22 protein-coding genes are annotated in these 23,710 nt (G+C 37.7%); 20 read left to right on the top strand and 2 right to left on the bottom strand.

The genetic code is table 11. The annotated features are described in order from the left end of the window. Window positions 1–333 precede the first annotated feature (333 nt). From purE to ACJJVX_RS13590, 6 genes are all read left to right on the top strand, one after another. Window positions 334–819 (top strand): 5-(carboxyamino)imidazole ribonucleotide mutase, encoded by a 486-nt coding sequence (purE, locus tag ACJJVX_RS13615; RefSeq protein WP_054204607.1) that lies wholly within the window; start codon window positions 334–336, stop codon window positions 817–819. A 1-nt stretch (window position 820) separates the two neighbouring features. Then, window positions 821–1,969, top strand: a complete 1,149-nt coding sequence (locus ACJJVX_RS13610) for a 5-(carboxyamino)imidazole ribonucleotide synthase (protein ID WP_054452978.1) — start codon at window positions 821–823, stop codon at window positions 1,967–1,969. 56 nt (window positions 1,970–2,025) lie between these two features. After that, window positions 2,026–2,250, top strand: coding sequence for a DUF2798 domain-containing protein (locus ACJJVX_RS13605; protein WP_405631893.1), 225 nt, complete (start codon window positions 2,026–2,028; stop codon window positions 2,248–2,250). 7 nt (window positions 2,251–2,257) lie between these two features. Continuing rightward, complete coding sequence (locus tag ACJJVX_RS13600) at window positions 2,258–3,190, top strand: YeiH family protein (protein ID WP_099458965.1); 933 nt, start codon at window positions 2,258–2,260, stop codon at window positions 3,188–3,190. Window positions 3,191–3,207: 17 nt separating this feature from the next. Beyond that, window positions 3,208–4,362, top strand: a complete 1,155-nt coding sequence (locus tag ACJJVX_RS13595) for an endonuclease/exonuclease/phosphatase family protein (protein WP_405631912.1) — start codon at window positions 3,208–3,210, stop codon at window positions 4,360–4,362. Between the two features lie 97 nt (window positions 4,363–4,459). Further along, on the top strand, window positions 4,460–6,949 hold the full coding sequence (locus ACJJVX_RS13590; protein WP_405631891.1) for a prolyl oligopeptidase family serine peptidase: 2,490 nt from the start codon (window positions 4,460–4,462) through the stop codon (window positions 6,947–6,949). Window positions 6,950–6,981: 32 nt separating this feature from the next. Here the strand turns inward: ACJJVX_RS13590 and rrtA are convergent, their stop codons facing one another. After that, complete coding sequence (gene rrtA / locus ACJJVX_RS13585; protein ID WP_054204603.1) at window positions 6,982–7,569, bottom strand: rhombosortase; 588 nt, start codon at window positions 7,567–7,569, stop codon at window positions 6,982–6,984. A gap of 87 nt (window positions 7,570–7,656) precedes the next feature. On the opposite strand from rrtA, the gene ggt reads away from it, so the two are divergent. The 3 genes from ggt to ACJJVX_RS13570 all read left to right on the top strand — a co-directional run bounded on the left by ggt (window position 7,657) and on the right by ACJJVX_RS13570 (window position 12,122). Continuing rightward, window positions 7,657–9,447, top strand: a complete 1,791-nt coding sequence (gene ggt / locus ACJJVX_RS13580; protein ID WP_405631888.1) for a gamma-glutamyltransferase — start codon at window positions 7,657–7,659, stop codon at window positions 9,445–9,447. Between the two features lie 160 nt (window positions 9,448–9,607). After that, on the top strand, window positions 9,608–11,302 hold the full coding sequence (locus ACJJVX_RS13575; RefSeq protein ID WP_054204602.1) for an NAD-dependent malic enzyme: 1,695 nt from the start codon (window positions 9,608–9,610) through the stop codon (window positions 11,300–11,302). A 106-nt stretch (window positions 11,303–11,408) separates the two neighbouring features. Further along, complete coding sequence (locus tag ACJJVX_RS13570; RefSeq protein WP_405631886.1) at window positions 11,409–12,122, top strand: SIMPL domain-containing protein; 714 nt, start codon at window positions 11,409–11,411, stop codon at window positions 12,120–12,122. Window positions 12,123–12,132: 10 nt separating this feature from the next. Here ACJJVX_RS13570 and ACJJVX_RS13565 read toward each other — a convergent pair whose 3' ends face one another. Then, window positions 12,133–13,485, bottom strand: a complete 1,353-nt coding sequence (locus tag ACJJVX_RS13565) for a DUF2254 domain-containing protein (protein ID WP_054204600.1) — start codon at window positions 13,483–13,485, stop codon at window positions 12,133–12,135. 115 nt (window positions 13,486–13,600) lie between these two features. Between ACJJVX_RS13565 and ACJJVX_RS13560 the strand changes: the two genes are divergently transcribed. The 11 genes from ACJJVX_RS13560 (at window position 13,601) to ACJJVX_RS13510 (ending at window position 23,687) form a co-directional block, all read left to right on the top strand. Further along, window positions 13,601–13,975: an MAPEG family protein gene (locus ACJJVX_RS13560; protein WP_054204599.1), complete on the top strand. Its 375-nt coding sequence runs from the start codon at window positions 13,601–13,603 to the stop codon at window positions 13,973–13,975. 2 nt (window positions 13,976–13,977) lie between these two features. Next, entirely contained in the window at window positions 13,978–14,868 is an 891-nt protein-coding gene (locus tag ACJJVX_RS13555) for a hypothetical protein (RefSeq protein ID WP_054452963.1), read from the top strand. Window positions 14,869–14,871: 3 nt separating this feature from the next. After that, complete coding sequence (locus tag ACJJVX_RS13550) at window positions 14,872–15,516, top strand: sulfotransferase (protein WP_405631882.1); 645 nt, start codon at window positions 14,872–14,874, stop codon at window positions 15,514–15,516. A 101-nt stretch (window positions 15,517–15,617) separates the two neighbouring features. Beyond that, entirely contained in the window at window positions 15,618–16,190 is a 573-nt protein-coding gene (locus tag ACJJVX_RS13545; protein WP_405631880.1) for a tRNA-(ms[2]io[6]A)-hydroxylase, read from the top strand. A 537-nt stretch (window positions 16,191–16,727) separates the two neighbouring features. Continuing rightward, window positions 16,728–17,081, top strand: coding sequence for a hypothetical protein (locus ACJJVX_RS13540; protein ID WP_405631878.1), 354 nt, complete (start codon window positions 16,728–16,730; stop codon window positions 17,079–17,081). Continuing rightward, window positions 17,059–17,322 carry a hypothetical protein gene (locus ACJJVX_RS13535; RefSeq protein ID WP_405631875.1) on the top strand — a complete coding sequence of 88 codons (264 nt, stop codon included), beginning with the start codon at window positions 17,059–17,061 and terminating at the stop codon, window positions 17,320–17,322. The genes ACJJVX_RS13540 and ACJJVX_RS13535 overlap by 23 nt, the downstream gene beginning before the upstream one ends. Window positions 17,323–18,088: 766 nt before the next feature. Then, a complete protein-coding gene (locus ACJJVX_RS13530) occupies window positions 18,089–18,469 on the top strand; it encodes a response regulator (protein ID WP_054204595.1) in 381 nt (126 codons plus the stop codon). A 7-nt stretch (window positions 18,470–18,476) separates the two neighbouring features. Further along, on the top strand, window positions 18,477–19,382 hold the full coding sequence (locus ACJJVX_RS13525) for a MoxR family ATPase (protein WP_342884195.1): 906 nt from the start codon (window positions 18,477–18,479) through the stop codon (window positions 19,380–19,382). Between the two features lie 3 nt (window positions 19,383–19,385). Further along, entirely contained in the window at window positions 19,386–20,390 is a 1,005-nt protein-coding gene (locus ACJJVX_RS13520; protein ID WP_405631873.1) for a DUF58 domain-containing protein, read from the top strand. Next, a complete protein-coding gene (locus tag ACJJVX_RS13515; protein ID WP_405631871.1) occupies window positions 20,374–22,368 on the top strand; it encodes a DUF3488 and DUF4129 domain-containing transglutaminase family protein in 1,995 nt (664 codons plus the stop codon). Before ACJJVX_RS13520 ends, ACJJVX_RS13515 begins: the two co-directional genes overlap by 17 nt. Next, window positions 22,365–23,687, top strand: coding sequence for a Na+/H+ antiporter family protein (locus tag ACJJVX_RS13510; RefSeq protein WP_054204591.1), 1,323 nt, complete (start codon window positions 22,365–22,367; stop codon window positions 23,685–23,687). The genes ACJJVX_RS13515 and ACJJVX_RS13510 overlap by 4 nt, the downstream gene beginning before the upstream one ends. Window positions 23,688–23,710 lie beyond the last annotated feature (23 nt).

Genomic DNA, 23,710 nt, shown 5'->3' with positions numbered 1-23,710 from the left:
TTTAGCCATTAATAAACAGGCCTGCAGAAAGATTACATTCCACGTTTCCCATAGCTTAATAGTCAGCGTGACTTCGCAATAATGGCGATCCCTTTTAAGGAGTAATAACGCAGAAAGTAAGTGCCCGTGAAGCGCCCTCGAATTGGTTTAAAAGCTGTTTGTACTACGTTACCGATTTTAAAAGATCACAGTCATTATTTGCTTCAATGCCTTGCTTAAATCGCTTTTAATGCTAACGACACTCGCATCTTGATGTGGCTTGGGTATATAATACGTGCCATAAATGCGGACATAAGTCCGCTATTAGTACAAAACTATTACTGAGGAGTATTTATGAGTGTTGTTGGCATTATTATGGGTTCCAAATCAGATTGGCCAACTATGGAACACGCAGCGATTATGCTAGATAAGTTTGGCATTGCATACGAGACTAAAGTTGTTTCTGCGCATCGCACTCCTCAACTGCTTGCTGATTATGCAAGTTCTGCGGCAGAGCGCGGAATTAAAGTTATTATCGCTGGTGCTGGCGGTGCTGCGCATTTACCTGGTATGGCTGCGGCCTTTACCTCGTTACCAGTATTAGGTGTTCCTGTGAAATCAAAAACACTCAATGGGGTAGACTCATTATTATCTATTTGTCAGATGCCAAAAGGCGTTGCAGTGGGTACTTTAGCCATAGGTGATGCCGGTGCTGCAAATGCAGGTTTATTAGCCGCACAAATTTTAGGGTGTCATCAACCTGAGATGTTTGCAAAAATCGAAGCGTTTCGTAAAGAACAAACTGAAACAATTTTAGCTAATCCGAACCCAGCAGAGTAATATGACTATTTTAATTTTAGGTGCAGGTCAGTTAGCACGCATGATGTGTTTAGCGGGTGCACCACTTAATTTAAATGTGGTTGCTTACGATGTCGGTAGCCAAAAAGTTGTTCATCCATTAACGGGTGAAGTTTATACCACAACATTAACTCAAGCAATTGATCAAGCAGATGCAATTACTGCTGAGTTTGAACATATCCCTGATGACGTACTTACATTATGCTGTGCAAGCAATAAGTTTTACCCAGGTAAAGCCGCCATTAAAACAGGGGGCGATCGTGCTCTTGAAAAAGCATTGCTTAGTAAAACATCTGTAAAATGTGCGCCTTATCAGTTAATAACAGAAAAAGCTCATCTAGAACAAGCCGTTATTGCTTTAGGCAAACCGTTAGTGATTAAAACGTGTCAAGCTGGCTATGATGGGAAAGGTCAATGGCGATTAAAGTCAGATGAGCAAATCGAACAAATTTGGTCTGAAATGGCTGACTTTATAGCATCAGGGACCGATATAGCGCCGCATTCTATTATCGCTGAGCAAATGATCCCTTTTGATCGCGAAGTATCGATTATTGGTGCGCGAGACAAAAGCGGTAATACCGTTATTTATCCGTTAACTGAAAATCAGCACACCAATGGTGTACTAACATTATCAATTGCTGGGAAAGAGAAGACGACTATCCAACAGCAAGCTGAAGATGCCTTTAACAAATTAGCGACTGAGCTTGATTATGTTGGTGTATTAGCTATTGAGTTCTTTGATGTTGACGGTCAATTACTTGTGAATGAAATTGCCCCACGTGTTCATAATTCTGGTCATTGGACACAACAAGGTACACACAGCAGTCAATTTGAAAATCATATGCGTGCCGTTGCAGGATTACCACTTGGTAATACGCAATTACAACGAGTCACTGCAATGATAAACGTATTAGGTCAAGCCGCTATACCTACGCAGGTACTCAGCGTACCCGATGTAACAAGCCACTGGTATGGGAAAACTGCGAAACCAGGTAGAAAAATGGGTCATATAAATGTCTCAGCAGCAACCCTCCATGAGCTAGGGGAGCGCTTAGCGGAGCTCTCAGAGCATCTTCCTGAGGAAGATTATCCCGGAGTGCTTGCCACCAGCACCGCGCTGATTTTAAATTAGTTATAAGCCGAGTTTATCTCGGCTTTTTTAATAGTACCTAAAAAAGGATGTTGCCAATGATAAGCGCTAGGTATCGAGCCATTGTATTTGCTTTTTTTATGGCATTGTTTATGTCTGGTTTTATGTCGTTAGTTATTCCAATTTTTAATGTTGGCATAATTGATACTATTATATCTGTGTGGCTAAAAGCGTGGATCTTTGCATTTTGTATCGCGTTTCCAACTGTTACATTTGTAGCCCCAATGGTTGATAAGCTTACCGCTAAGTTAGTACGTCCATAGGATTGAAATGTCTTTATCAAACACGATAACACAACCTTTGTACCTTATTTTACTTGCTCTGTGTATTACACCTTGGGTTGGTGCTGGCAGTGCTCTTATTATTGGCGCGGCTTTCGCCATATTTTTAGGAAACCCTTTCGCCGACTTATCTCAAAAAGCCAGTAAGTGGATGTTAAAAGCGGCGGTTGTTGGCCTGGGTTTTGCCGTTGATTTTAACCAAGTAATAGAAGTGGGGCGAAGCTCACTTGTATTAACAATAGTCAGTATCACCGCGATTATTGGATTAGGTGAAATTTTAACACAAGTTTTTAAACTTAATCGTAATACCGGCGTGCTAATATCCTTTGGCACGGCAATTTGCGGCGGTAGCGCCATTGCCGCTATGGCGCCAGTTATAAAAGCAAAAGATCATGAAGTTGCCGTTGCCCTTGGGGTGGTATTTTTGCTTAATGGCGTTGGGCTATTGTTATTTCCCAGTATCGGCCATTATTTTAACCTAAGCCAAGAACAATTTGGATTGTGGGCTGCTTTAGCTATTCATGATACTAGTAGCGTAGTGGGTGCATCGGCTACGTATGGTGCAGTTGCACTGAGCATTGCCACTACAGTCAAGCTTACTCGTGCAATGTGGATCATTCCGTATACCACATTAGCAGGGGTATTTTGGCGCTCAGAAGAAAAAGCCAGCATTCCTTTATTTATCATCGGCTTTTTAGCCGCTGCATTGATCAACACCTATTTACCGCAATTTTCAGAGGCCTGGCAACTTATCAATAGTGCGGCAAAACAAGTATTAGTGATGACTTTATTTTTAATTGGCAGTGGGTTATCGCTTGCAGTATTAAAGCAAGCAGGACTTAAGCCCTTTATAATGGCGACATTTTTGTGGATAGTGGTAAGCAGTGTCATTTTATTATTAATTTTAGATGGATTCATATAATGAATAGTAAGGTTTTTATGGCTGCGATTAGTAGTGTGTTACTACTTGCGGGTACTTCTGGCGCAGCGTTTGCTGCAGACACATTACGCGTTGCAACGTTTAATGTGAGTATGGATGCGACAAATTATACCAAACAAGGTGAACAAGTTAACCCAAATGCATTAATTGAAGCGCTGCAAAATAACCACCCACAAATTAAAAATATTGCCGAAATTATCCAACGTGTTCGCCCTGATATTTTACTCCTCAATGAGTTTGATTATGTGGCTAAAGAGCAAGGCATTGAATACTTTAAGGCGCATTATTTAACTAAAAGCCAAAACAAACAACCTGCTATTAATTACCCTTATACCTACATAGCACCGGTTAACACCGGGTTAAAAACGCCGTTCGACCTTGATAATGATGGGCAGGTTACAGGTGTAAAAGGCGATGCGTATGGCTTTGGTTTGTTTGAAGGCCATTATGGTATGGCTGTGCTGTCACGTTATCCAATCGATTTTGATAACATTCGTACTCTTCAAAATTTCAAGAATAAAGATATGCCTGGTGCTCAAATGCCTGTAGATCCAGTAACAGGTGAGAATTGGTATAACAATGAAGAATGGCAAGCGCTACGTGTAAGCTCAAAGTCATTTTGGGATATTCCCGTTAAAATAAAAGGCAACACACTTCATGTTATTGCTTCACACCCAACACCACCGGTGTTTGATGGCGCTGAAGATCGAAACGGTAAACGTAATCACGATGAAATACGCTTAATAAAAGACTATGTTGCCAACGCAAACTATTTATACGATGACAAAGGCGTAAAAGGGGGGTTAGCTGCGCAATCGCGCTTTGTTATTGTTGGTGACTTAAATGCCGCACCTGAGGGCGATAAAAAACGCCCAGATACGACAAATCAGTTACTAAAAAACCCGTTGATCAATAGCCAATTTGTACCTCACAGTAAAGGGGCTAAAACCAGTTACCCACAAAAGTACGGTGCTGCGTACACAGCTTATTGGCAAGCGCGGGTTGATTATGTATTACCATCTACCTATGGATTAGATGTAGTGGATGGCGGTGTCTTTTGGCCTGTAAAAAACAGCGAATTGTATCGGCTTATTAAAGACCGCAATGCATCATCAGATCATCGTATGGTCTGGCTAAATATTTCAATGAAGTAATTGAACAGCAAAGTTGTGTTGTTTATCTAAAAAAATTGCTATTACATAGGTGCTTCTGATTAAATTAGGTTAATTATAATAACCTTACAGAAGCACTATGACTTTTAAATCTTCTACTCAAAAAACCTTAGTTGCACTTGCCGTAGCATCTAGCTTTATGCTTTCAGGTTGTCAATCAACAGCATCACAAGCACCTATTACAAAAACAGTAGCCCCAAGTGTTGTCGTAACCCCACAAGATACTGGCTCAACAGCTATTACACTAGAGCAAGCAATGGCTCATCCTGATTGGTTAGGGCGTCAACCTGAGCGTGCATATTGGTCTGCAGATTCAAGCACTATTTTTTATGCGCGTAAGCAACAAGGTAATGAATTACGAGATGTCTTTAGTCAAAGTGCGACATCGCAAACAGCAGAGCAAGTTGCCTTAAGTGCACATCATACACTTGGCACTAAAAATGCGGTTTATTCAAATGATAAGAAATTGCAAGCGTACACATTTGAAGGCAATGTATTTGTAAAAAATGTTCAAACGGGTGCTATAAAACAGGTTACTCACAGTAGTGCCAGAGAGTCTAATTTACAATTTTTGAATGACGGCGCACTTGTTTATCGACAAGGCACCACTTTTAATAAAGTTGATTTAGCTACAGGTATTACAAGTGAACTTGCGAATATTAAGCTAAGTGATAAACCCAAAGGTGTAGAAGCGCCTGCTACATATATAGCAAAAGAGCAGCATAAACTAATTGATTATGTCTCTTTGATGCATAAAAACAAGCAAGACAAGCAAACTCGTAATGAGCAGTTAACAAAACAAAACACCTCTATTGCCAATGCCCAATTTTATTTAGGTAAAGGCAAAACACTGGTAAATGCGCAGTTATCACCAAATGGTCAAGCCATCCTTGCGGTTATTAAAGATCAAAAATCATGGCGCGATGACGCTGATATAATGCCTAACTACATTGGTGACGATGGCACAATTAAAGCTGAGAAAGTACGCAGACGTGTAGCAGATGAAAAATCAGCAGGCTCTGAACTTATTTATATTGATTTAACCGACAATAGCCAAAAAACAATTTCAATGACGAGCCTTCCTGGGTTTGATGAAGACGTGCTAGCCTCTGTAAAAACAGAAAACTATGCCCGTGATGGTAAAACGTATAAATCAGAAAAAGCACCGCGTGATATAAACCTAATGATGGATTGGGGCTGGGATCAAGGCGCAATAGTATGGAATGATACAGGCGATCAAGTCGCTGTTATGCTTGAAGCGTGGGATAACAAAGATCGTTGGCTAGCGACCGTTAATGTGGACGAAGCCAAACTTGTATCGCAGCATCGTCTTCATGATGATGCCTGGGTTAATTACACGTATAATGATTTTGGTTGGTTAAATAACTCAGACACCTTGTATTATTTATCTGAAGAGTCAGGCTATAGCCATATTTATAAAAAGCCGCTTACAGGTAAGGCTACTGAGCTTACAAAGGGTAACTTTGTTGTTTCAAATCTAACACTCACTGATGACAATAGCGCTATATATTATAAAGCGAATGTTGAACACCCAGGGTTATACGAGATTTACAAAGTAAATGTTGAATCAGGCCAATCAGAGCAAGTCACTAACCTTGATGGGATGACCGATTATCAATTAAGTCCAGATCAAACTAAACTGTTGCTAACACATTCAAAAATTATGCAACCGGCCGAGCTTTATGTAGCACCGGCAAAAGCTAACACTCAAGCTACACGTTTAACTAATACTGTATCTGAAGAGTTTTTAGCTAAAAAACTCATTGCACCTAAAATCATTGCAGTCCCATCGAGTCATACTCAACAACCTATTTATGCAAAAGTATATTACCCAGCGGATTACGTAGAGGGCGAAAGCGGCCAAAACCGTAAAGCAGTCATCTTCAACCATGGTGCTGGCTATTTACAAAATTCACACATGGGTTGGTCAGGTTACTTTCGTGAATTTATGTTCCACTCGCTACTCGCCTCTGAAGGGTATGTGGTAATGGACATGGATTACAGGGCGTCAAAAGGTTATGGCCGTGATTGGCGTACCGCTATTTATCGTCAGATGGGCACACCAGAAATTCAAGATTTAGCCGATGGTGTAAGCTGGATGGCTGACAATGCGAATGTTGATACAGCCGCTGTAGGTACTTATGGTGGGTCATATGGTGGTTTTATGACCTTTATGGCATTATTTACTCAGCCTGATTTATTTCAAGCGGGTGCAGCGCTTCGCCCTGTAACTGATTGGGCACATTATAACGGACCTTATACGTCAAATATCTTAAACCACCCAGATGTAGATCCAATCGCATATGAGCGCAGTTCACCAATTTATTTTGCTGAGGGCCTAAAAAACCGCTTATTGATCAATGCCCCAATGGTTGATGACAACGTGTTCTTTCAAGATGTGGTACGTGTTGTACAGCGTATGATAGAACTTGAAAAAGAAAACTTTGAAACAGCCATTTACCCAGTTGAGCCGCATGGTTTTAGACAACCATCAAGTTGGTTAGATGAGTATCGCCGTATTTACAAAATGTTTAAAGAGACTCTTTAATCACAGTCTGTAAATAAAAAATAACGCCAAGTTTATGCTTGGCGTTTTTTTATTAACTTAAAAATTAGCGGTATAGCTAATAACACGCCTCCAATTGCACCAATGAGATGTGCATCAATAGCCACATTAGAGGCAATAAGTTCACTTACTTGTGCACTAGGACCTTCAAGTTGTTCAAATAATATTTTTGCCCAAATACCAAAGAATAATAGCCATCCCGTCTTCATTCCAACGGTAATGTCTTTTATAGCACCCCACACAATAACCCCGTGCAGTAATGCACTTAACCCTGTATAGATTTCAATATCAGGGCAAAAATAGTAAATACATATACCACACCATGTGGCGAGAACAATTGTATGTGCACCATATACAAGCGGTTTTGTGTGTTCAGCATGCAATGCCCAAATTAAAATGATACCGGCGCAATTTAATCCTAAATGTGCCCAATTAGTATGTACATATTGACTACTTATTAAACGCCACACTTGGCCTTGTTCAATTAATTGGCGATTAAACTCTAAGGAATCATTGAGGCTAAATAAAGCAAAAAGTGCACTTAGTACCATTAAACACAGAGGCGGTAATATATAGCGGGGTTGAATTGGCAAATTGACCATTTTATTCTTATTTTTTACATAATATTTTGCATATTGTGCCCGTTTAACTTTAAGATGCCAAATATCTCAATGCAATTAAGCTTTTTTATGTTTTCACACGCCTATACCAGTATCATTTTTAGTTTAACGTTATTAACACTGCCTGTTTTTGCAAGCCAATTACCCCCAGAAATACGTGAGCCAGAAGCTGCTACTGGACTTGAGCAAAAACAACACGTTGTTGGTGATGAATATATGATTGCAGCCGCAAATCCATATGCAACACAAGCGGGTCAAACAATATTAGCAAGCGGTGGGAGTGCGGTTGATGCCGCTATAGCAACACAATTGGTATTAACACTTGTTGAGCCACAATCGTCTGGTATTGGTGGTGGGGCATTTTTACTTCATTACGACAAACAAAAGAATGCGTTAACAACATTTGATGGTAGAGAAACAGCACCAAGCAATGCAGACGAATCGCTGTTTTTAGATAAAGATGGTAAAGCTGCATCATGGATTGATGCAGTCGTTGGAGGGCGTTCAGTAGGTGTGCCAGGTGTATTACATGCATTGGCTCAAGCCCACAAAGAACACGGCAACCTTGAATGGGCTGCACTTTTTAAGCCTGCCATTGAACTTGCAGAACACGGTTTTATTGTATCACCGCGGTTGCATGCGTTATTAGTGAAACAGATAAACCCTGGTGTGACCAAGCTTCCTGCGATCCGAGATTACTTTTTCCCAGATGGTAAGCCTTTGGCAGCAGGTGTGCTAAAAACCAACCAACCCTTAGCTGATCTATATAAAGAGATAGCCAGTAAGGGGATCGATGCTTTTTACAAAGGCGATAACGCGATAAAAATGGTGGATGCGGTACAGCATTCAGTCGTAGCACCCGGTACGCTCGCATTAACTGATTTAGCTAATTATAAAAGTAAACAACGTGATGCGGTTTGTACGCCATATCACGAATACAACGTCTGCTCTATGGCACCACCAAGCAGTGGTGGTGTTGCTGTATTACAAATACTTGCATTACTTGAAGACAAAAATATGCGCCAATACCAGCCTAATTCGGCCAAAGCGATTCATTACTTTAGCCAAGCATCTCGATTAGCCTTTGCTGATCGTAATGTATATATGGGGGATCCTGACTTTGCAGACATTCCCACTCGTGAGCTACTTGCTCATAGTTACGTGAGTCAACGAGCAACATTAATTACAGAACATGATAAAAAAGCAGAAGCAGGTCAGCCCCGTCCATTACTAAGTTACGCACAAGATGATGCTTACGAGTTACCTTCAACCACTCATGTATCAATTGTGGATGCAAAAGGTAATGCCGTTTCAATGACCAGTTCGATAGAAATGGCATTTGGTTCAACGGTCATGGTTAACGGGTTTATATTAAATAATCAGCTTACTGACTTTGCATTGTCACCCTACAAAAATGGCATGCTATTAGCAAATAGAGTTGAGGCAGGTAAACGACCTCGAAGCTCAATGTCGCCAGTGATGGTTTTTAATAAAGACGGCAGTTTACGTTTAGTTGTAGGCTCACCGGGGGGAAGTCGTATCATAAATTATGTAGCGCATGTTGTAATTGGCGTACTTGATTGGCAATTAACCGCGCAACAAGCAATTGACTTACCACGTATCACTAATCGTAATAACTATACCAGTGTAGAAAAAGGCACCGCTATTGAAAGTATCATTCCCGATCTAAAAAAGCGTGGTCATACAGTAAGACAAGTTGATTTAAACTCTGGATTACATGCAGTTGAGCTGCTCAACGGTAAATTATATGGTGCAGCTGATCCACGCAGAGAGGGTATCGCATTAAGCGAACAGAATTTTGTTCTTAAAGAACATAAAAACGCTGTGAATAAGCCTTAATCACAGTACTAACTTAATGTACAATAACACGCTACGCACATAATAAATGTGCGTATTTCTCGTATCGTCAATGGTCTGACAAGGTTGAATGTCATTGCTTTTTAATATTCAACGGTAATAATGGCAGATCAAAATTAAAGACTTCGTTAAGCTTGGAATTATGACTACAAATACCGATCCAAATTATCTTTATATTCATCACTCAGGCCCAGGCTTGATTGAAACTCCTCTATTAAATAAAGGCAGTGCATTTACTCAAAAAGAGCGCGAAAGTTTCAACCTTGCAGGATTACTGCCTCCTCGCTACGAAACAATCGAAGAACAAGTTGAACGTTGTTACCAACAGTATTCAAGCTTTAACGATAACCTTAATAAGCACATTTATTTGCGTGCGATTCAAGATAACAACGAAACACTTTATTATCGTTTAGTGCGTGACCATCTTGAAGAAATGCTGCCTATCATATACACCCCAACAGTGGGCGATGCCTGCGAAAAATTCTCTGATATTTATCGCAGTGCTCGTGGTTTATTTATATCTTATGAAGATCGCTTCCAAATCGACGATATACTGCGTAATGCGACCAAAGGTAAAGTAAAAGTCATCGTTGTAACCGACGGTGAGCGCATTCTTGGTTTAGGCGACCAAGGGATCGGTGGTATGGGTATTCCAATCGGTAAGTTGTCTCTTTATACCGCCTGTGGTGGTATAAGCCCTGCGTACACATTACCAGTTATGCTTGATGTAGGGACTAATAACGAAAAACTATTAAACGACCCAATGTACATGGGGGCACGCCATAAACGTATTGCACAAGATGAATACGATGAATTTTTAGATCTCTTCATCAAAGCAGTTAAGCGTCGCTGGCCAAACGTGCTGTTGCAATTTGAAGATTTTGCACAGCCAAACGCTATGCCGTTATTAAAGCGCTACCGTGATGAGATCTGTAGTTTTAATGATGATATACAGGGCACTGCGGCTGTCACTGTTGGTTCATTGCTTGCTGCATGTCGTGTAAAAAACTCAAAGTTATCTGAGCAGAAAGTTGTGTTTGTTGGAGCAGGTTCTGCAGGCTGTGGCATTGCAGAACAAATCATCACACAAATGATATCGGAAGGTATTACAGACGAACAAGCGCGCAGCCAAGTGTTTATGGTTGATCGTTTTGGCTTAGTGACAGCTGGTATGCAAGGTTTACGTGACTTCCAACAATCACTTGCACAACCGACAGAAAAGTTAGCAGATTGGACATACAGTGGCGAATTTGCTTCGTTATTAGATGTGATGCATTGTGCCGCGCCTGATATTTTAATTGGCGTATCTGGTCAACCGGGTTTATTCACTGAGCAGGTCATCCGTGCTATGCACAGTGGCTGCGCGCAACCAGTTATCTTCCCGCTAAGTAACCCATCAAAGCAAGTCGAAGCACTTCCTGAAGATGTAATCAACTGGACCGAAGGTAACGCGATTGTTGCAACCGGCAGTCCATTTGCACCTGTTGTATTCAATGGTGAAACATTTACTATACCGCAGTGCAATAATAGCTATATTTTCCCTGGTATTGGTTTAGGTGTTATCGCGGCTAAAGCAACACGTATTACCGATGCAATGTTGATGGTCTCAAGTGAAATACTAGCTGAATCATCGCCACGAGCTAACACCGGGAAAGGCAGTTTGCTTCCTGCACTAACAGAGATCGAAACCTTAAGTAAACGTATTGCATTTGGCGTTGCTAAAAAAGCAATTGAAGAAGGCGTTGCACTTGAGATCAGTGATGATATGTTATGGGCAGCCATTGATAGAAACTATTGGTTACCAAAATATCGCAATTATAAACGTTGTAGTATTTAACCGTTAAAAAATAAAAACAGACTTCGGTCTGTTTTTTTATACTTGTTCATTTTCAATTAACCACTTAGGGTATCTAATAGCTACACTAAAACTATTAAGGATCTTTATGCGTTATTTATCATTGTTAGCTGCAGCTTTAAGTTTCAATACATTTGCAAGTACAACTCCTGATGCCCCACATATATATATTCAAGGCCAAGCACAAGTTACAACTGTAGCTGATAATGTCAAGCTGAGTGTAGGTATTGTTGAAATACATAAAGATTTAATGCTAGCAAAACAAAAAGCTGACACAACAATGGCAAAAGCCATTAAGCTAGCTAAACAAGCTAGTGTATTAGATAAAGACATTAATGCTGGCCAAATTAGTATCCACCGAGAAAACCAATATAACCGAGAGACAAACAAGCAAGAGTTTGTTGGCTTTAGGGTTTCACGTAGCTTGTCATTAACGTTAAAAGAAGTTGATAAATACCCATTATTATTGCAAAACCTTGTAAGTGGCGGAATTAACGAAATTAATAATACGCAATTTATATCAAGCAGGTATGACGAATTACAGCAAAAAGCGCAAAAAATGGCGATACAAGATGCTAAAAGTGCCGCAAAAGAATTCGCATCCGATTACGACGTAGAAATTAAAGGTCTTTATAGCGCATCTTTAAAGCCAATAGAAACAAGCTCTCAACCTTATATGAGAGCTAAAATGGCCAGCATGGCCGATGCCGAATCAGGTAGTTTTGTACCAGATGCTTACCATGCTGGTGAATTAGTTATTAGCGCTTCTAGCTATGCTATTTATTTAATTGATAATAAATAAAACGTGAAAATCATTTTGCTGGCGCGTTAAAACGTGCCAGTAATTGCTCTCCTTGATCAGGGCTAATTCGAGAGATTGCATTTAGCATGTTGGTTACTTCCTTTCGATCATATTCATTATTTATCTGCTGATTAATATCATCAATTATCGCAGTTAAATAATTAAATAAACTACATGTTGCATCTTCATTGTCGTTGGCAACAAATAAAATATTTTTAAAAGCCTCCAAAACATTGGTCATTACATATGCATCACTTTTCGCGTAATTACGAATTGGTGTGAAATTATCGTGCAATAGTTCATCAAATGATGTTTCATGTAAATACAGCAAAGGAGAGCTGTCACTGTGCTTAAACGAATAGTTTGTGTCAGCTATTTTCAATCGTTCGATCAGTAATATGCTCAACATATCAATTGCTTTAACGGCTGTCCCAGGATCATTTATACCCGGGCTCATTGCTTTGACTGCAATCTCAGAAATCTGTGTTAAGCCGTAACGGTAATGATCGCTAATATACTCTTCAATATAGAAAATAAAACAGTTCAATAACTTTTCTACTAATTCAGGCTCTTCACTCAAATCTCGGCTGGACTTTAAAAACGGGTAACCCTTGACTGTAAAAAAACCTTGGTTCACCACAATATAAAGCTGTAAATTATGTTCAGCTAATACAGCACATAATTTGTCACTGTGCACGCCTTTGAAATAACCTTCAGTACTACTTTCTATAGAGTACCATTGATTAAAATCTGGAAAACAATCTACTTTATGCTCATCTTGGCGAGCAATGATATGCTTAATAACGTTTTTGGTATGTTTAAATAAATCATTTAGTACATTATCAACTTGAATCGCCTTGGATATCGAGTGAATAAAATACACAAAAAGGGCGAGTGATATTAGCCCAAATATCAACGAAAAAAGCACACCAAGAGCAGGGATCGCAACTGTATTGTCATCGATTTTTTTTATGTTTATTAACATTATAATAGAATAAATAATACTACCGAGATAAAACCCTAGTACCATTTGATGTGATTTTCGGGTTATTAACCCCGGGATAACTCTTGGCGACAAGCTAGCACTTGCTGTATTAAGTACAATCATAACCATTGAAAAACTAAAAACAGTTAAAGATATTATACTTCCAGCTAGCGTACTTAAAATAGTTCGCGCATTTTCTTCACTATCAACTAATACGACTGATAGATATTTTTTAAGCGCTTTAACAAATTCTGCATACTCGATCGACATTGTAAAGACAGCAAATAATAAAAATACAACGGCTAACATTGATGGGTAAAAACCAATACTATTGATCAGCTCTCTATAATTATCAGCTATTTTTCTAGGTGCGAACATAACTTTCCTTTTTTCAGTATATATTTAGCACGTTAGCATATAAATCAGTGTAACTGCTGGCTATTTGTTGATTAATCTTGTGTTACTATATAAAAAAATAAAAGGGATTATTATTATGGTTATATCTTTCTATGCAGCGGTGCTGGCCTTTATCTATATCTATTTAAGTATGAATGTCGTTAAAGTAAGAAAAGCGAACAAAATATCATTAGGAACTGATAATAACCCACAATTATTAAGAGCAACGCGAGCTCATGGAAATTTTATCGAGTATGTACCTTTTGCCTTAATCTTGATTTTTTTAGCTGAATATCAAGGATTAAGCAGCCACTATTGCCATGCTTTAGGGACATTACTCGTATTTGGGAGAATTTGTCATTTTGTAGCCATTAACGACGATACACTAAAACTTCGTGTAATAGGTATGCTGTCAACATTTGCAACACTTGCATTGAGCGCATCTATCTTGTTGATGGGTCGGCTTTTCTAGTTATGGCAATTAGTAAGTTTACACTATTAAGTATATTATTTTTATATACATTGAATGTTCACGCTAACAATAAGCAAAACAGTGAACCATTACATGTTATTTATCCAAAGCCTGAACGCGAGAATGAACAGGATAATTGGTATCCACTTGTATTACTTAAACTTGCTTTAGAGCATAGTGAACAACCTCATACTCTCCAATCATCAGTAAAAATGGTGCAAAGTCGTTCTTTAAAAGAGCTAGAGCAGGGGGAGCTGATCAATGTTGGTTGGTCAATGACAAGTAAAGAGCGGGAGCGAATTTTTACTCCGATACGTATTCCCATTTATAAAGGTTTATATGGGTGGCGCTTATTGTTTACCACTAAAGATAAGCTTCCGTTATTTAAAGATATAAAAGATGAATTTCATTTTCATAATATTGATTTTATCCAAGGACATGACTGGCCTGATACCGATATCTTGAGAGATAACGGGTTACAGGTCTCAACATCGACAAGTTATGCCGCATTATTTAATATGCTTATTAGAAACCGAGGCGATGCTTTTCCACGCTCAATTTTAGAAATTGAATGGGAAAAAAAACAGTTATCGGTCGAGGAAAATATTGTAACGGTGCCCAATATAGCTTTGTCCTATCCCGCAGCTATATATTATTTTGTTAACTCTAAGCGCCCAGATATACATCAAGCTATAAAAATCGGCCTTGAAAGAATGCAACAAAATGGGGAGTTCGATAGGTTATTTAATCAATATTTTGCCACTAGTATTGCAAATGCAAAGCTGCACGAAAAAATAATCATTAAATTAGATAACAAACATCTCTCTAAATTAACACCGCTTAACGACAGCGAACTATGGTTTACTCCAAAAAACCTACAATTAGATAAGTAAGTTATGAATGCACCTACCAAAATTTTTATAATCGGTTTACCAAGAACTGGCACAACGAGTGTGTGTAATGCTTTTTTACAGCTGGACTTTAGCTGCGCACATACGGCTTATACTAAACGTTGTATGATTGACGCAAAAGTTATTGCGGATACGCCTATTTTTAATGATTACCAAAATTTAGATACTCTTTACCCTGATTCAAAATTTATTTATTTAGAGCGTGAGCTCGTTAAATGGATCCCATCCATTCGTCAGCTTTTAACGCGTATGTACAAAAATTTAATGAGAGAGGATGGGGGATTCAACCCACACATTAAACGTTGTTACCTCAATACATTTAAAGATTTGTCCCTTGGTAAATTAGAATGTGACGCATATTTACAGCAATGTTATACAACACATTTAAATGGCGCAAAGCAATATTTTTCGAATCGTCCTGATGACTTTCTGTCGATTGATATTTCTGATATAAATAGTTTTAATAAGTTGTGTCAATTTTTAGATATAAAAAGCGAACTAACTAATTTTGAAAGAATGAACATTGGTGGCAAAGTTACAGCATGGAACGAAATAAAACACCCATTAAAGGTAGCTTCAACTGCTCATGGGAAAATTGACAAGTTGCTATATCCTAATGGAAATTTATAACTTTTTTATGCGTTAATGTAATTGTAAATTTATATCTAACAACAAGATTTTATAATCCATTTACGTTAAAATCTGACTATTAGATCTTAAGTAAAAATATTATGTTTGAATTAAAATATCACACCCCATTTTCATGGACCGAAGCAGTTATGGCTGACTTTGATACCTTTTTACAAGATCATGCTGCAGCAGAAAAAAAAGCGTCGGGCATGGCAATGTCTATGTTATCGCATTACCCAGATCGTCGTAAGCTTGTAAAAGCAATGACCGATCTCGCACTTGAAGAAATGATTCATTTCAAACAAGTTTTAAAGCTGTTGATTGACCGAGATGTAAATTTAGGAAATGATCAAAAAGATCCTTATGTAAAAAAAATTCGTGCTGTATTTAGAAATGGCCGTGACGAATTTTTTATGGATCGTTTGTTAGTTGGAGCTGTTATAGAGGCGAGGGGGCATGAGCGTTTTTCTCTAGTAGCGCAAGCACTACCTGATGGTAAAGAAAAAGAGTTTTATGCTGCGATCGCAAAATCTGAAGAAAAACATAAAAACTTATTTGTTGAACTCGCTTATGAATATTTTGATAAAAATGAAGTAGATACACGATTAGAAGAAATACTAATCGCAGAAGCTGAAATTTGTAAGAACATTCCATTTACAGCTGCGCTTCATTAATCATTATTGGCACTGTTACCCAGTGCCAATAATTTAAAATTGAGCATACAATCTGACAATTCAAAAAAAGGTGGCAGGGAATTCGACGCTGCCTCATTTTAGAAATAAAAACTCTAATCTTCTTTAGTTAAATCGTAAATCCTCTACACCTTATTTATATTTAGTGCTTATATATTATCTCTTCTAATTAATATCTTTAAATAATTTTGCAAAGAAGTAACTCTAAATAATGATTGACCGAAAAGATATCGGACTTTTGAGAGTCGGTTAAAAATAGTTAGTGACCATGGTTGATCATACAATGGTAAACGAGGCCGGCGATCGACAGTCATTTTTAAAAATAATAAAACACCGCGCGAGTAGCAAAAAATAGATCACAAAAAACATTAAAAATCGCAGCCAATATATTAATTATATTTAATAACAGACATTCGTCGCGTTAGATCCAATCACAATAAGTGGGATTAGATTTTACTGAATTGATTACCCGTAAATACTTATAAGTGTTAGCAATTAATAAAGGTGAAAATTGCACGCATGGGTTTATCAGTTAGCAAACCTGAAAAAGTTAATAAATTTATGGAGTCATTCAAAGTTGTAGATTCATCAACAGGTGAAGAACTTAATAAATTGCCTGGCATAGATTTAGGCTGGGATTATAATCCGGGCAAAGCATGGTTAGGTGCAGATATAGCAGCAGGAAAATCAGTTATAAATTTATCAACGGACTTACAAAAATTAGCAATCCCACAATTTAACGAAGCCATTTTGAAATCTCAGCAGTACTATATAAAGCAGGTAAATTTACACGCAGCAAAGTTAGCGCTTAAAAAATCCAGAGCTGATGGCCAGCAATTTACGCTAGGGCTTGCCTGCAAATTTATTAAATGAATTGTCACGTAAAAACGCACCTATATATAGTAGCGCCGTTACAGTTGGCAGCACTCAAATTGAAAAACTTTTAGCGGGTCAACTTAGTCTTGAACAAATACATGATCTAATGAACGCAGTTCAAAAACCAAATACGTTTGCTTATATAGGCAACCAAATAAAATTATCGTATCAAGGCTACATGGTCACAATTGAACTAGGACCACAGTTTAATACGATTATATTTGCCGAAAAGGTTTAAATAACCACGTTTTGAAGATTTAAAGAGCGTTTAAATGGTGTTTAAACTCAGTTTTAAGCATGTTAACACTCAAAATATCTCGTTTAAAACGCCAAATAAGCAGGAATATGTGGATTTATGGCGTTTAAACTTGGTTTTAAGCACGTTAACAATCAAAAAAACATCTAGTTTTAAACGTAAAATGAGCAGGAATAAGCGGGTTTTGGGTCATTTTGAACGGTTTTGTCTAAAAACAAGCGTAATTCAAAGTTAAGGATTTACACGCTAAAATCAGTACAAACCCAGTAACGGCGCGGGTTTCCGCAAGGCAAGGGCGAAAATATCCATATCTTTATTATTCTACAAACGAACAACCCCTTACACTTACTGCAATGGGTCATCATCATTAAGATCCTGTAAACCTCCTTATTTAACATAATATAAATTATGGGATATTAATGATTTGGTGATTACTTCCTGTAAACTACTGCATTATCTATTGATATGTCCAATACTAGGCGGTATCGGACATTTAATGAATTTTAAATAACATCAACTCAATAGTTATAATATTAGTTGAACTAAAAATTATTTATTAGTTACTGTTATTATTATCTAGACCATAAGTTCACACTTCTGTTTACTATAATCACTTAAATAGGACTGATTTATAATTAGTCCTATTTCATTAAAGTTACTTTATTAGCGTATCTTTCTTGAGGTTATCTATCGCTTAGCATAGTATTGAAAATACAATTTGAGCTGTACGTAATAAGAAGTAAACAATATGGAATTTGTGCGCCCGCTAGAACCAATCCTAATCATTGACGATGTTCAGGATATTCGTAACTACTTAAATCAAATTTTAACTGAACTAGGATTTGAAGATATCCTTGAAAGTAGAGATTTTGAATCAGCAAAATCAGTCATTGATGAAAAGTCCCCTAATGTTATTTTCCTCGACATTGAGCTTCCAGATACAGATGGTACACAAATACTTGAGTACCTAAATGATCATTATCCGCACACTCATGTTGTTATGTGCTCTGGCCACAATAGTCTCGAAAATGTACAAAATACGTGGGAACTTGGCGCAAAAGGTTTTATTGCAAAACCCTTCAACGCTAAAAAAGTAGATACGGTAATGAAACGTTTGGAACTAATTTAAGGTTATTATGCAAAGCTCTGTAAACGAAATTATTGAAGATTTATCACAGGTTATTTTTGGAAAACAACGACAAATTAAATTGGCATTAACGTGTCTTTTTAGCCAAGGACATTTGTTGATAGAAGACTTACCCGGTATGGGAAAAACAACGTTATCACACGCGCTTGCTACGGTACTTGGTCTATCGTATCAGCGAGTCCAATTCACGAGTGATTTACTACCCTCAGATATACTCGGTGCAAGTATATTTAATGCCAACGAACACGTTTTTACTTTTCATAAAGGACCTATATTTAGCCAGGTAGTTTTAGCCGATGAAATCAACCGTGCTGGACCAAAAACACAAAGTGCTTTATTAGAAGCAATGGAAGAAAACCAAGTTACTATTGATGGTGAGAAACATGCCCTACCCATACCATTTTTTGTTATAGCAACTCAAAACCCTTCTTATCAATCAGGTACTTATCCGTTGCCTGAATCTCAATTAGATCGCTTTTTTATGCGAATAAGCTTAGGTTTCCCACCAAAGGAAGCTGAACGTAAATTAATTCTCGGTACTAACAATCGAGATTATGATGGTTTACCTGTACGTATTGATCCACAACAGTTAATAGAGATACAAAAACAAGTAACAGCTGTGACGATAAGTGCGCCTGTAGTTGATTATATTTTAGCATTGGTAACTTATACACGAACAGATAATAAATTTGCAAACGCACTTTCTCCTAGAGCCAGCATTGCACTTGGAAAAGCATCGCAAGCATGGGCTTTTATTGATGGCCGAGATTTTGTTACACCAGATGATGTTCAAGCTATTTTTGCAAGTGTTGCGCAGCATCGCTTAGGCCTGCAACATGATATGAGTGATCAACAAATTAGCCAATTATTAAATGCTGTTAATGTGCCACTTTAATTTATGAAGAATAAAAAAAATCAACGTATTTCAATTTGGTATAAACTAAAAACGATTGTATTTAAAGCATTGCTAAAGAAAAAACACAACACCGAGCGTTTAATACTAAAACATAATACTATTTATATTTTGCCCTCTAAAATGGGGGCTGGTTTTTTATTAGTAACGTTACTTAACTTTGTGCTTGGTATTAATTATCAAAATAACCTAATACTAGCAATGGCTTATCTTATGCTCGTTGTTATGGTACTTTCATTATTAATGGCTTACAGTAATGCAAAAGGGTTAACCATTGAATATATAAAAAATATTTCTAGTTATGCTCCCTCCTCTGCTTTACTCCTTTTACAAATCCATACTGAAAAAAATTGCCAAGCGCTACAGATTTTTTACGAAGGTAAACTGCTTTCTACAATTGATGAAGTTACCTCTGAAAAATGCATAACTCACTTAGACTTAGGCCTTAATACACGAGGCGAATACTCACTTAATCGTTTGAAGTTTTTAAGTCGCTACCCTTTTGGCTTAGTATCAGTCTGGAGTTATATGCAGGTTTCGTTAAATGTTTTTGTTTATCCCAAACAGCAAAAGCCACAGCAAGACGTTGTAGTGACAAATAATCAAACCCCCAATGATGGGAGTAATAGACATCTAAATGGTGCGGATGAATTTGATAGTTTAATCACTCATCAAGTTGGCATGGGGATGCAACGAATTTCTTGGAAGCATTATGCAAAAACTCAACAGCTTATGATGAAGGAGTTTGTTAGCTTTTCATCCGACAGCCAAATTTTTGATTTTAACCAACTTAAAGGAAGTACCGAATTTCGCCTACAACAATTAAGTTTTTTAATTAGCAACGCGCATGATTCAGGTGTGCCCTTTGGATTACAATTAGCCTCAACGCACTATTCCATTAGCCAAGGTAAAGAGCATATGCAAAATTGCTTACAAGCCCTTAGTCGTTTTTCAAACTTGACGAAGGCTGAAAATGAACATAATTCCTAATCACAAAGCGATCAATTTATCGCTTTGTGTCATCTACAGCCTGGTTTTATGTTTTATTTTTCCGGAGTTGCCACCGGTATTCAATTCATTATTAGTGGCTTTATGTATCTGGAATGGGGTAACCATTCTATCCAATAGAAATAAACCTAACGCTGTTATTGCGAATATACTTGCAGCGTTGAGCTTATTTGTACTTTTTTATGATGTGGGTTTTAGCGATACCGTTACGCTTTTTGTCGCAATGCTCATTTTATCTAGCTTGTTTAAACTGTTGCAAGCCACAACTAAAAAGCATTATCAAACAATCACATTGCTAAGCTTTTTTAGTTTATCTACCGTTTATTTATTCTCACAAAGTATTTTAGCTACCTTGATAATTAGTGCACTTTATATACTAAATTTTTCTGTCTTAGCCCTTATTGAATCTAAGCATAACTTGAAAGTAGCATCAAAAAAGAGTGCTAAATTGCTGCTTTTAGCATTACCTATCGCTGTTTTTTTACTCTTATTTTTACCTAAACTTCCCGCTTTTTGGCAATTGCCTGGACCTAAATTGGCTAAAACAGGTTTGTCTGAAAGCGTAAATCCTTTCGATATTGCTAAGCTATCAAATTCAGATGAACTCGTTTTTAGAGCTCAATTTAATGATGAAAAGCCACCACAAGGCCCCTATTATTGGCGGGCAATTATCCATGATGAGTTTGATGGTAAAACGTGGCTGATATCTGATACTTTAAAACAAACACAAACTCATAAACCGATTAAGCATAATGTAGCGAATGAGTCATTACAGCGCTATCAGATATTCGCAGAACCGTCTTCGCAGCCTTGGTTATATGGATTAGCAGTGGCGACCTCTGAGCACGGCGATATTAAAGTTACTGAAGATGGCCTATTACTTCGTAGCCAATTTTTAAGCAACAGTATAAATTACAGCGTTAAAAGCGCCCCACTATCATCAATGCCTATATCTCGCTGGCAACGCTTGCAAAATATACAAATTGATTTAGCCGAAAATACAAACCAGCAGACTCAATCTTTAGCTAAAAATTTATTTTCTGCTAATGACAATGATCCACAACGCTTTTACAGTGCAATGTATAACTACTTTTCCAGTAATGGGTTTAGCTATACCTTAACACCGGATCCGATGACTGGAGATAACACGCTCGATCAATTCTTATTCTCCAATAAGCGCGGATTTTGCGGGCATTATGCGAGTTCTGCTGCATTTATGTTTAGATCTATAGGCATACCTGCACGTGTTGTATCCGGTTATTTAGGTGGTGAATATAATATAAAAAGTGGTTATATGAGTGTTTACCAATATGATGCGCATGCTTGGGTTGAAGTTTATATCAAAAATCGTTGGACCATTTTTGATGCTACTGCTGTTGTTTCACCAGAACGATTAAATGGCTCTCTCTCGCAACATCAATCACTTAGTGATGAATTTACCAGTAATCTAGGGTTTGGTTTACTGCGTTTAAGTAATATTGCCGGATTTAATTGGTTAAGGATAAAACTTGAAAACCTCGATTATCAATGGACAAGCTGGGTGTTAGGCTTTGATCAACAAAAGCAATCTTCTTTTCTAAAAGACATTTTTGGTAATAAGCAGCTTTGGCAAATTGCATTGATAGCGTTAGCAACTGTTACCTTGATATTTATTGGCTATTTTATTTATTTAAGTTGGCCTTATTCATCTAAGTCATCCACCCATCCAATTGTTAATGATTATCTGAAAATAGAGCAATGGCTTATTAAAAAAAATATTAAACCTGAGTCAAATGAGACCCCATTACTGTATTTACAACGCGCTTCATATGCACTTCCTGAAAAAAGCAACTATATAGAACAGTTCAAGCAACTATATAGTGATGTCCGTTATCGCCAATTAGTATTTAGCGCTTATCGTAAAAAACGAAGCTCAGATCTGGTAAAATTAATTAAAACAAAAACAAAGAGAAAACAATGAATGCAGTCGTAATTGGCGTTATTTTGATGCTAGGCCTAACTTTAGCGCGGGTGAATGTGATTGTTGCAATGACTTTAAGTGCTCTTGTGGCAGGCCTAACTGCGGGTCTTGGGTTAACGGATACACTGAATGCTTTTAATGCTGGCCTCTCTGGCGGCGCAGAAATAGCTTTGAGCTATGCGATGCTCGGAGCATTTGCAGTTGCAATATCTAAATCTGGATTAACAAGGATTTTAGCAGCAAAACTATTACAAAAAGTGAACGATAACAGCGGCAAAAGTGAAAATCTACTTAGCTATTTTATCTTATTTATCATATTGGTCTGCGCGATATCATCACAAAACCTTGTACCTGTTCATATAGCCTTTATCCCAATTTTGATACCTCCCCTTATTGTGGTATTTAATAAATTAAAACTAGATAGACGCGCAATTGCATGTATTTTGACATTCGGTCTAGCGACGTCTTACATGGTTCTACCCTATGGATTTGGTGGTATTTATTTATATTCTATTTTGCATAAAAATCTTGTAGATAATGGCCTTGAAATTATTAATACCCAAGTGCCAATGGCAATGATTATACCGGCTTGCGGTATGCTCTTTGGCTTACTCATTGCGGTGTTCTTCAGTTATAAAAAGCGCCGTATTTATAAACAAGATGAAGAAGAAGAAAATGCAGTAAACGTTATTATAGAGCATCCTAAAAAAGTTTTGATCGTGGGTGTCACTGCTGTTTTAGCTTCTCTTCTGGCTCAAAATGTCAGTGGTTCGATGATATTAGGCGGGCTTGTTGGTGTAATGATTTTTAGTTTATTCGGGGTGGTTAAGTGGGAACAAAATAGCGACGTATTTAGTAAAGGTGTTGCTATGATGGCCATGATTGGTTTTATTATGATTTCGGCTCAAGGTTTTGCTGCTGTTATGAAAGCAACGGGGGATGTTGGCAGTTTAGTTCAAAGTGCAGCCCTTATTATAGATGGAAATAAACCATTAGCCGCTGCTTTAATTTTATTTGTTGGTTTATTGATCACAATGGGAATTGGTAGTTCATTTTCGACCGTGCCAATCATTGCAACTTTATTTGTTCCTTTATGCTTAGAGTTAGATTTCTCAATTATGGCTACAGCTGCATTAGTGGGAACTGCCGGTGCTTTAGGCGATGCCGGCTCGCCTGCTTCAGATTCAACACTTGGGCCAACATCCGGTTTGAATGTTGATGGACAACATGATCATATTTGGGATTCAGTGGTTCCAACCTTCATTCACTTTAATATTCCACTTCTTATATTTGGTTGGATTGCAGCCATGTTGTTATAGTAAGTTCCTTAAATAGTACCGTT

This window comes from Pseudoalteromonas sp. Ld20 (assembly GCF_045064175.1).
In the GTDB taxonomy this organism is placed as follows: Bacteria; Pseudomonadota; Gammaproteobacteria; order Enterobacterales; family Alteromonadaceae; genus Pseudoalteromonas; species Pseudoalteromonas neustonica.
The sequence above is the reverse complement of the archived record's forward strand: the minus strand, read 5'-3'. Positions and strand labels throughout refer to the sequence as shown.

Excerpts from the sequence above, each read along its gene's own strand:
- purE (WP_054204607.1), top strand. The coding sequence starts at position 334 with ATGAGTGTTGTTGGCATTATTATGGGTTCCAAATCAGATTGGCCAACT.
- ACJJVX_RS13610 (WP_054452978.1), top strand. The coding sequence starts at position 821 with ATGACTATTTTAATTTTAGGTGCAGGTCAGTTAGCACGCATGATGTGT.
- ACJJVX_RS13605 (WP_405631893.1), top strand. The coding sequence starts at position 2,026 with ATGATAAGCGCTAGGTATCGAGCCATTGTATTTGCTTTTTTTATGGCA.
- ACJJVX_RS13600 (WP_099458965.1), top strand. The coding sequence starts at position 2,258 with ATGTCTTTATCAAACACGATAACACAACCTTTGTACCTTATTTTACTT.
- ACJJVX_RS13595 (WP_405631912.1), top strand. The coding sequence starts at position 3,208 with ATGGCTGCGATTAGTAGTGTGTTACTACTTGCGGGTACTTCTGGCGCA.
- ACJJVX_RS13590 (WP_405631891.1), top strand. The coding sequence starts at position 4,460 with ATGACTTTTAAATCTTCTACTCAAAAAACCTTAGTTGCACTTGCCGTA.
- rrtA (WP_054204603.1), bottom strand. The coding sequence starts at position 7,569 with ATGGTCAATTTGCCAATTCAACCCCGCTATATATTACCGCCTCTGTGT.
- ggt (WP_405631888.1), top strand. The coding sequence starts at position 7,657 with ATGTTTTCACACGCCTATACCAGTATCATTTTTAGTTTAACGTTATTA.
- ACJJVX_RS13575 (WP_054204602.1), top strand. The coding sequence starts at position 9,608 with ATGACTACAAATACCGATCCAAATTATCTTTATATTCATCACTCAGGC.
- ACJJVX_RS13570 (WP_405631886.1), top strand. The coding sequence starts at position 11,409 with ATGCGTTATTTATCATTGTTAGCTGCAGCTTTAAGTTTCAATACATTT.
- ACJJVX_RS13565 (WP_054204600.1), bottom strand. The coding sequence starts at position 13,485 with ATGTTCGCACCTAGAAAAATAGCTGATAATTATAGAGAGCTGATCAAT.
- ACJJVX_RS13560 (WP_054204599.1), top strand. The coding sequence starts at position 13,601 with ATGGTTATATCTTTCTATGCAGCGGTGCTGGCCTTTATCTATATCTAT.
- ACJJVX_RS13555 (WP_054452963.1), top strand. The coding sequence starts at position 13,978 with ATGGCAATTAGTAAGTTTACACTATTAAGTATATTATTTTTATATACA.
- ACJJVX_RS13550 (WP_405631882.1), top strand. The coding sequence starts at position 14,872 with ATGAATGCACCTACCAAAATTTTTATAATCGGTTTACCAAGAACTGGC.
- ACJJVX_RS13545 (WP_405631880.1), top strand. The coding sequence starts at position 15,618 with ATGTTTGAATTAAAATATCACACCCCATTTTCATGGACCGAAGCAGTT.
- ACJJVX_RS13540 (WP_405631878.1), top strand. The coding sequence starts at position 16,728 with ATGGGTTTATCAGTTAGCAAACCTGAAAAAGTTAATAAATTTATGGAG.
- ACJJVX_RS13530 (WP_054204595.1), top strand. The coding sequence starts at position 18,089 with ATGGAATTTGTGCGCCCGCTAGAACCAATCCTAATCATTGACGATGTT.
- ACJJVX_RS13525 (WP_342884195.1), top strand. The coding sequence starts at position 18,477 with ATGCAAAGCTCTGTAAACGAAATTATTGAAGATTTATCACAGGTTATT.
- ACJJVX_RS13520 (WP_405631873.1), top strand. The coding sequence starts at position 19,386 with ATGAAGAATAAAAAAAATCAACGTATTTCAATTTGGTATAAACTAAAA.
- ACJJVX_RS13515 (WP_405631871.1), top strand. The coding sequence starts at position 20,374 with ATGAACATAATTCCTAATCACAAAGCGATCAATTTATCGCTTTGTGTC.
- ACJJVX_RS13510 (WP_054204591.1), top strand. The coding sequence starts at position 22,365 with ATGAATGCAGTCGTAATTGGCGTTATTTTGATGCTAGGCCTAACTTTA.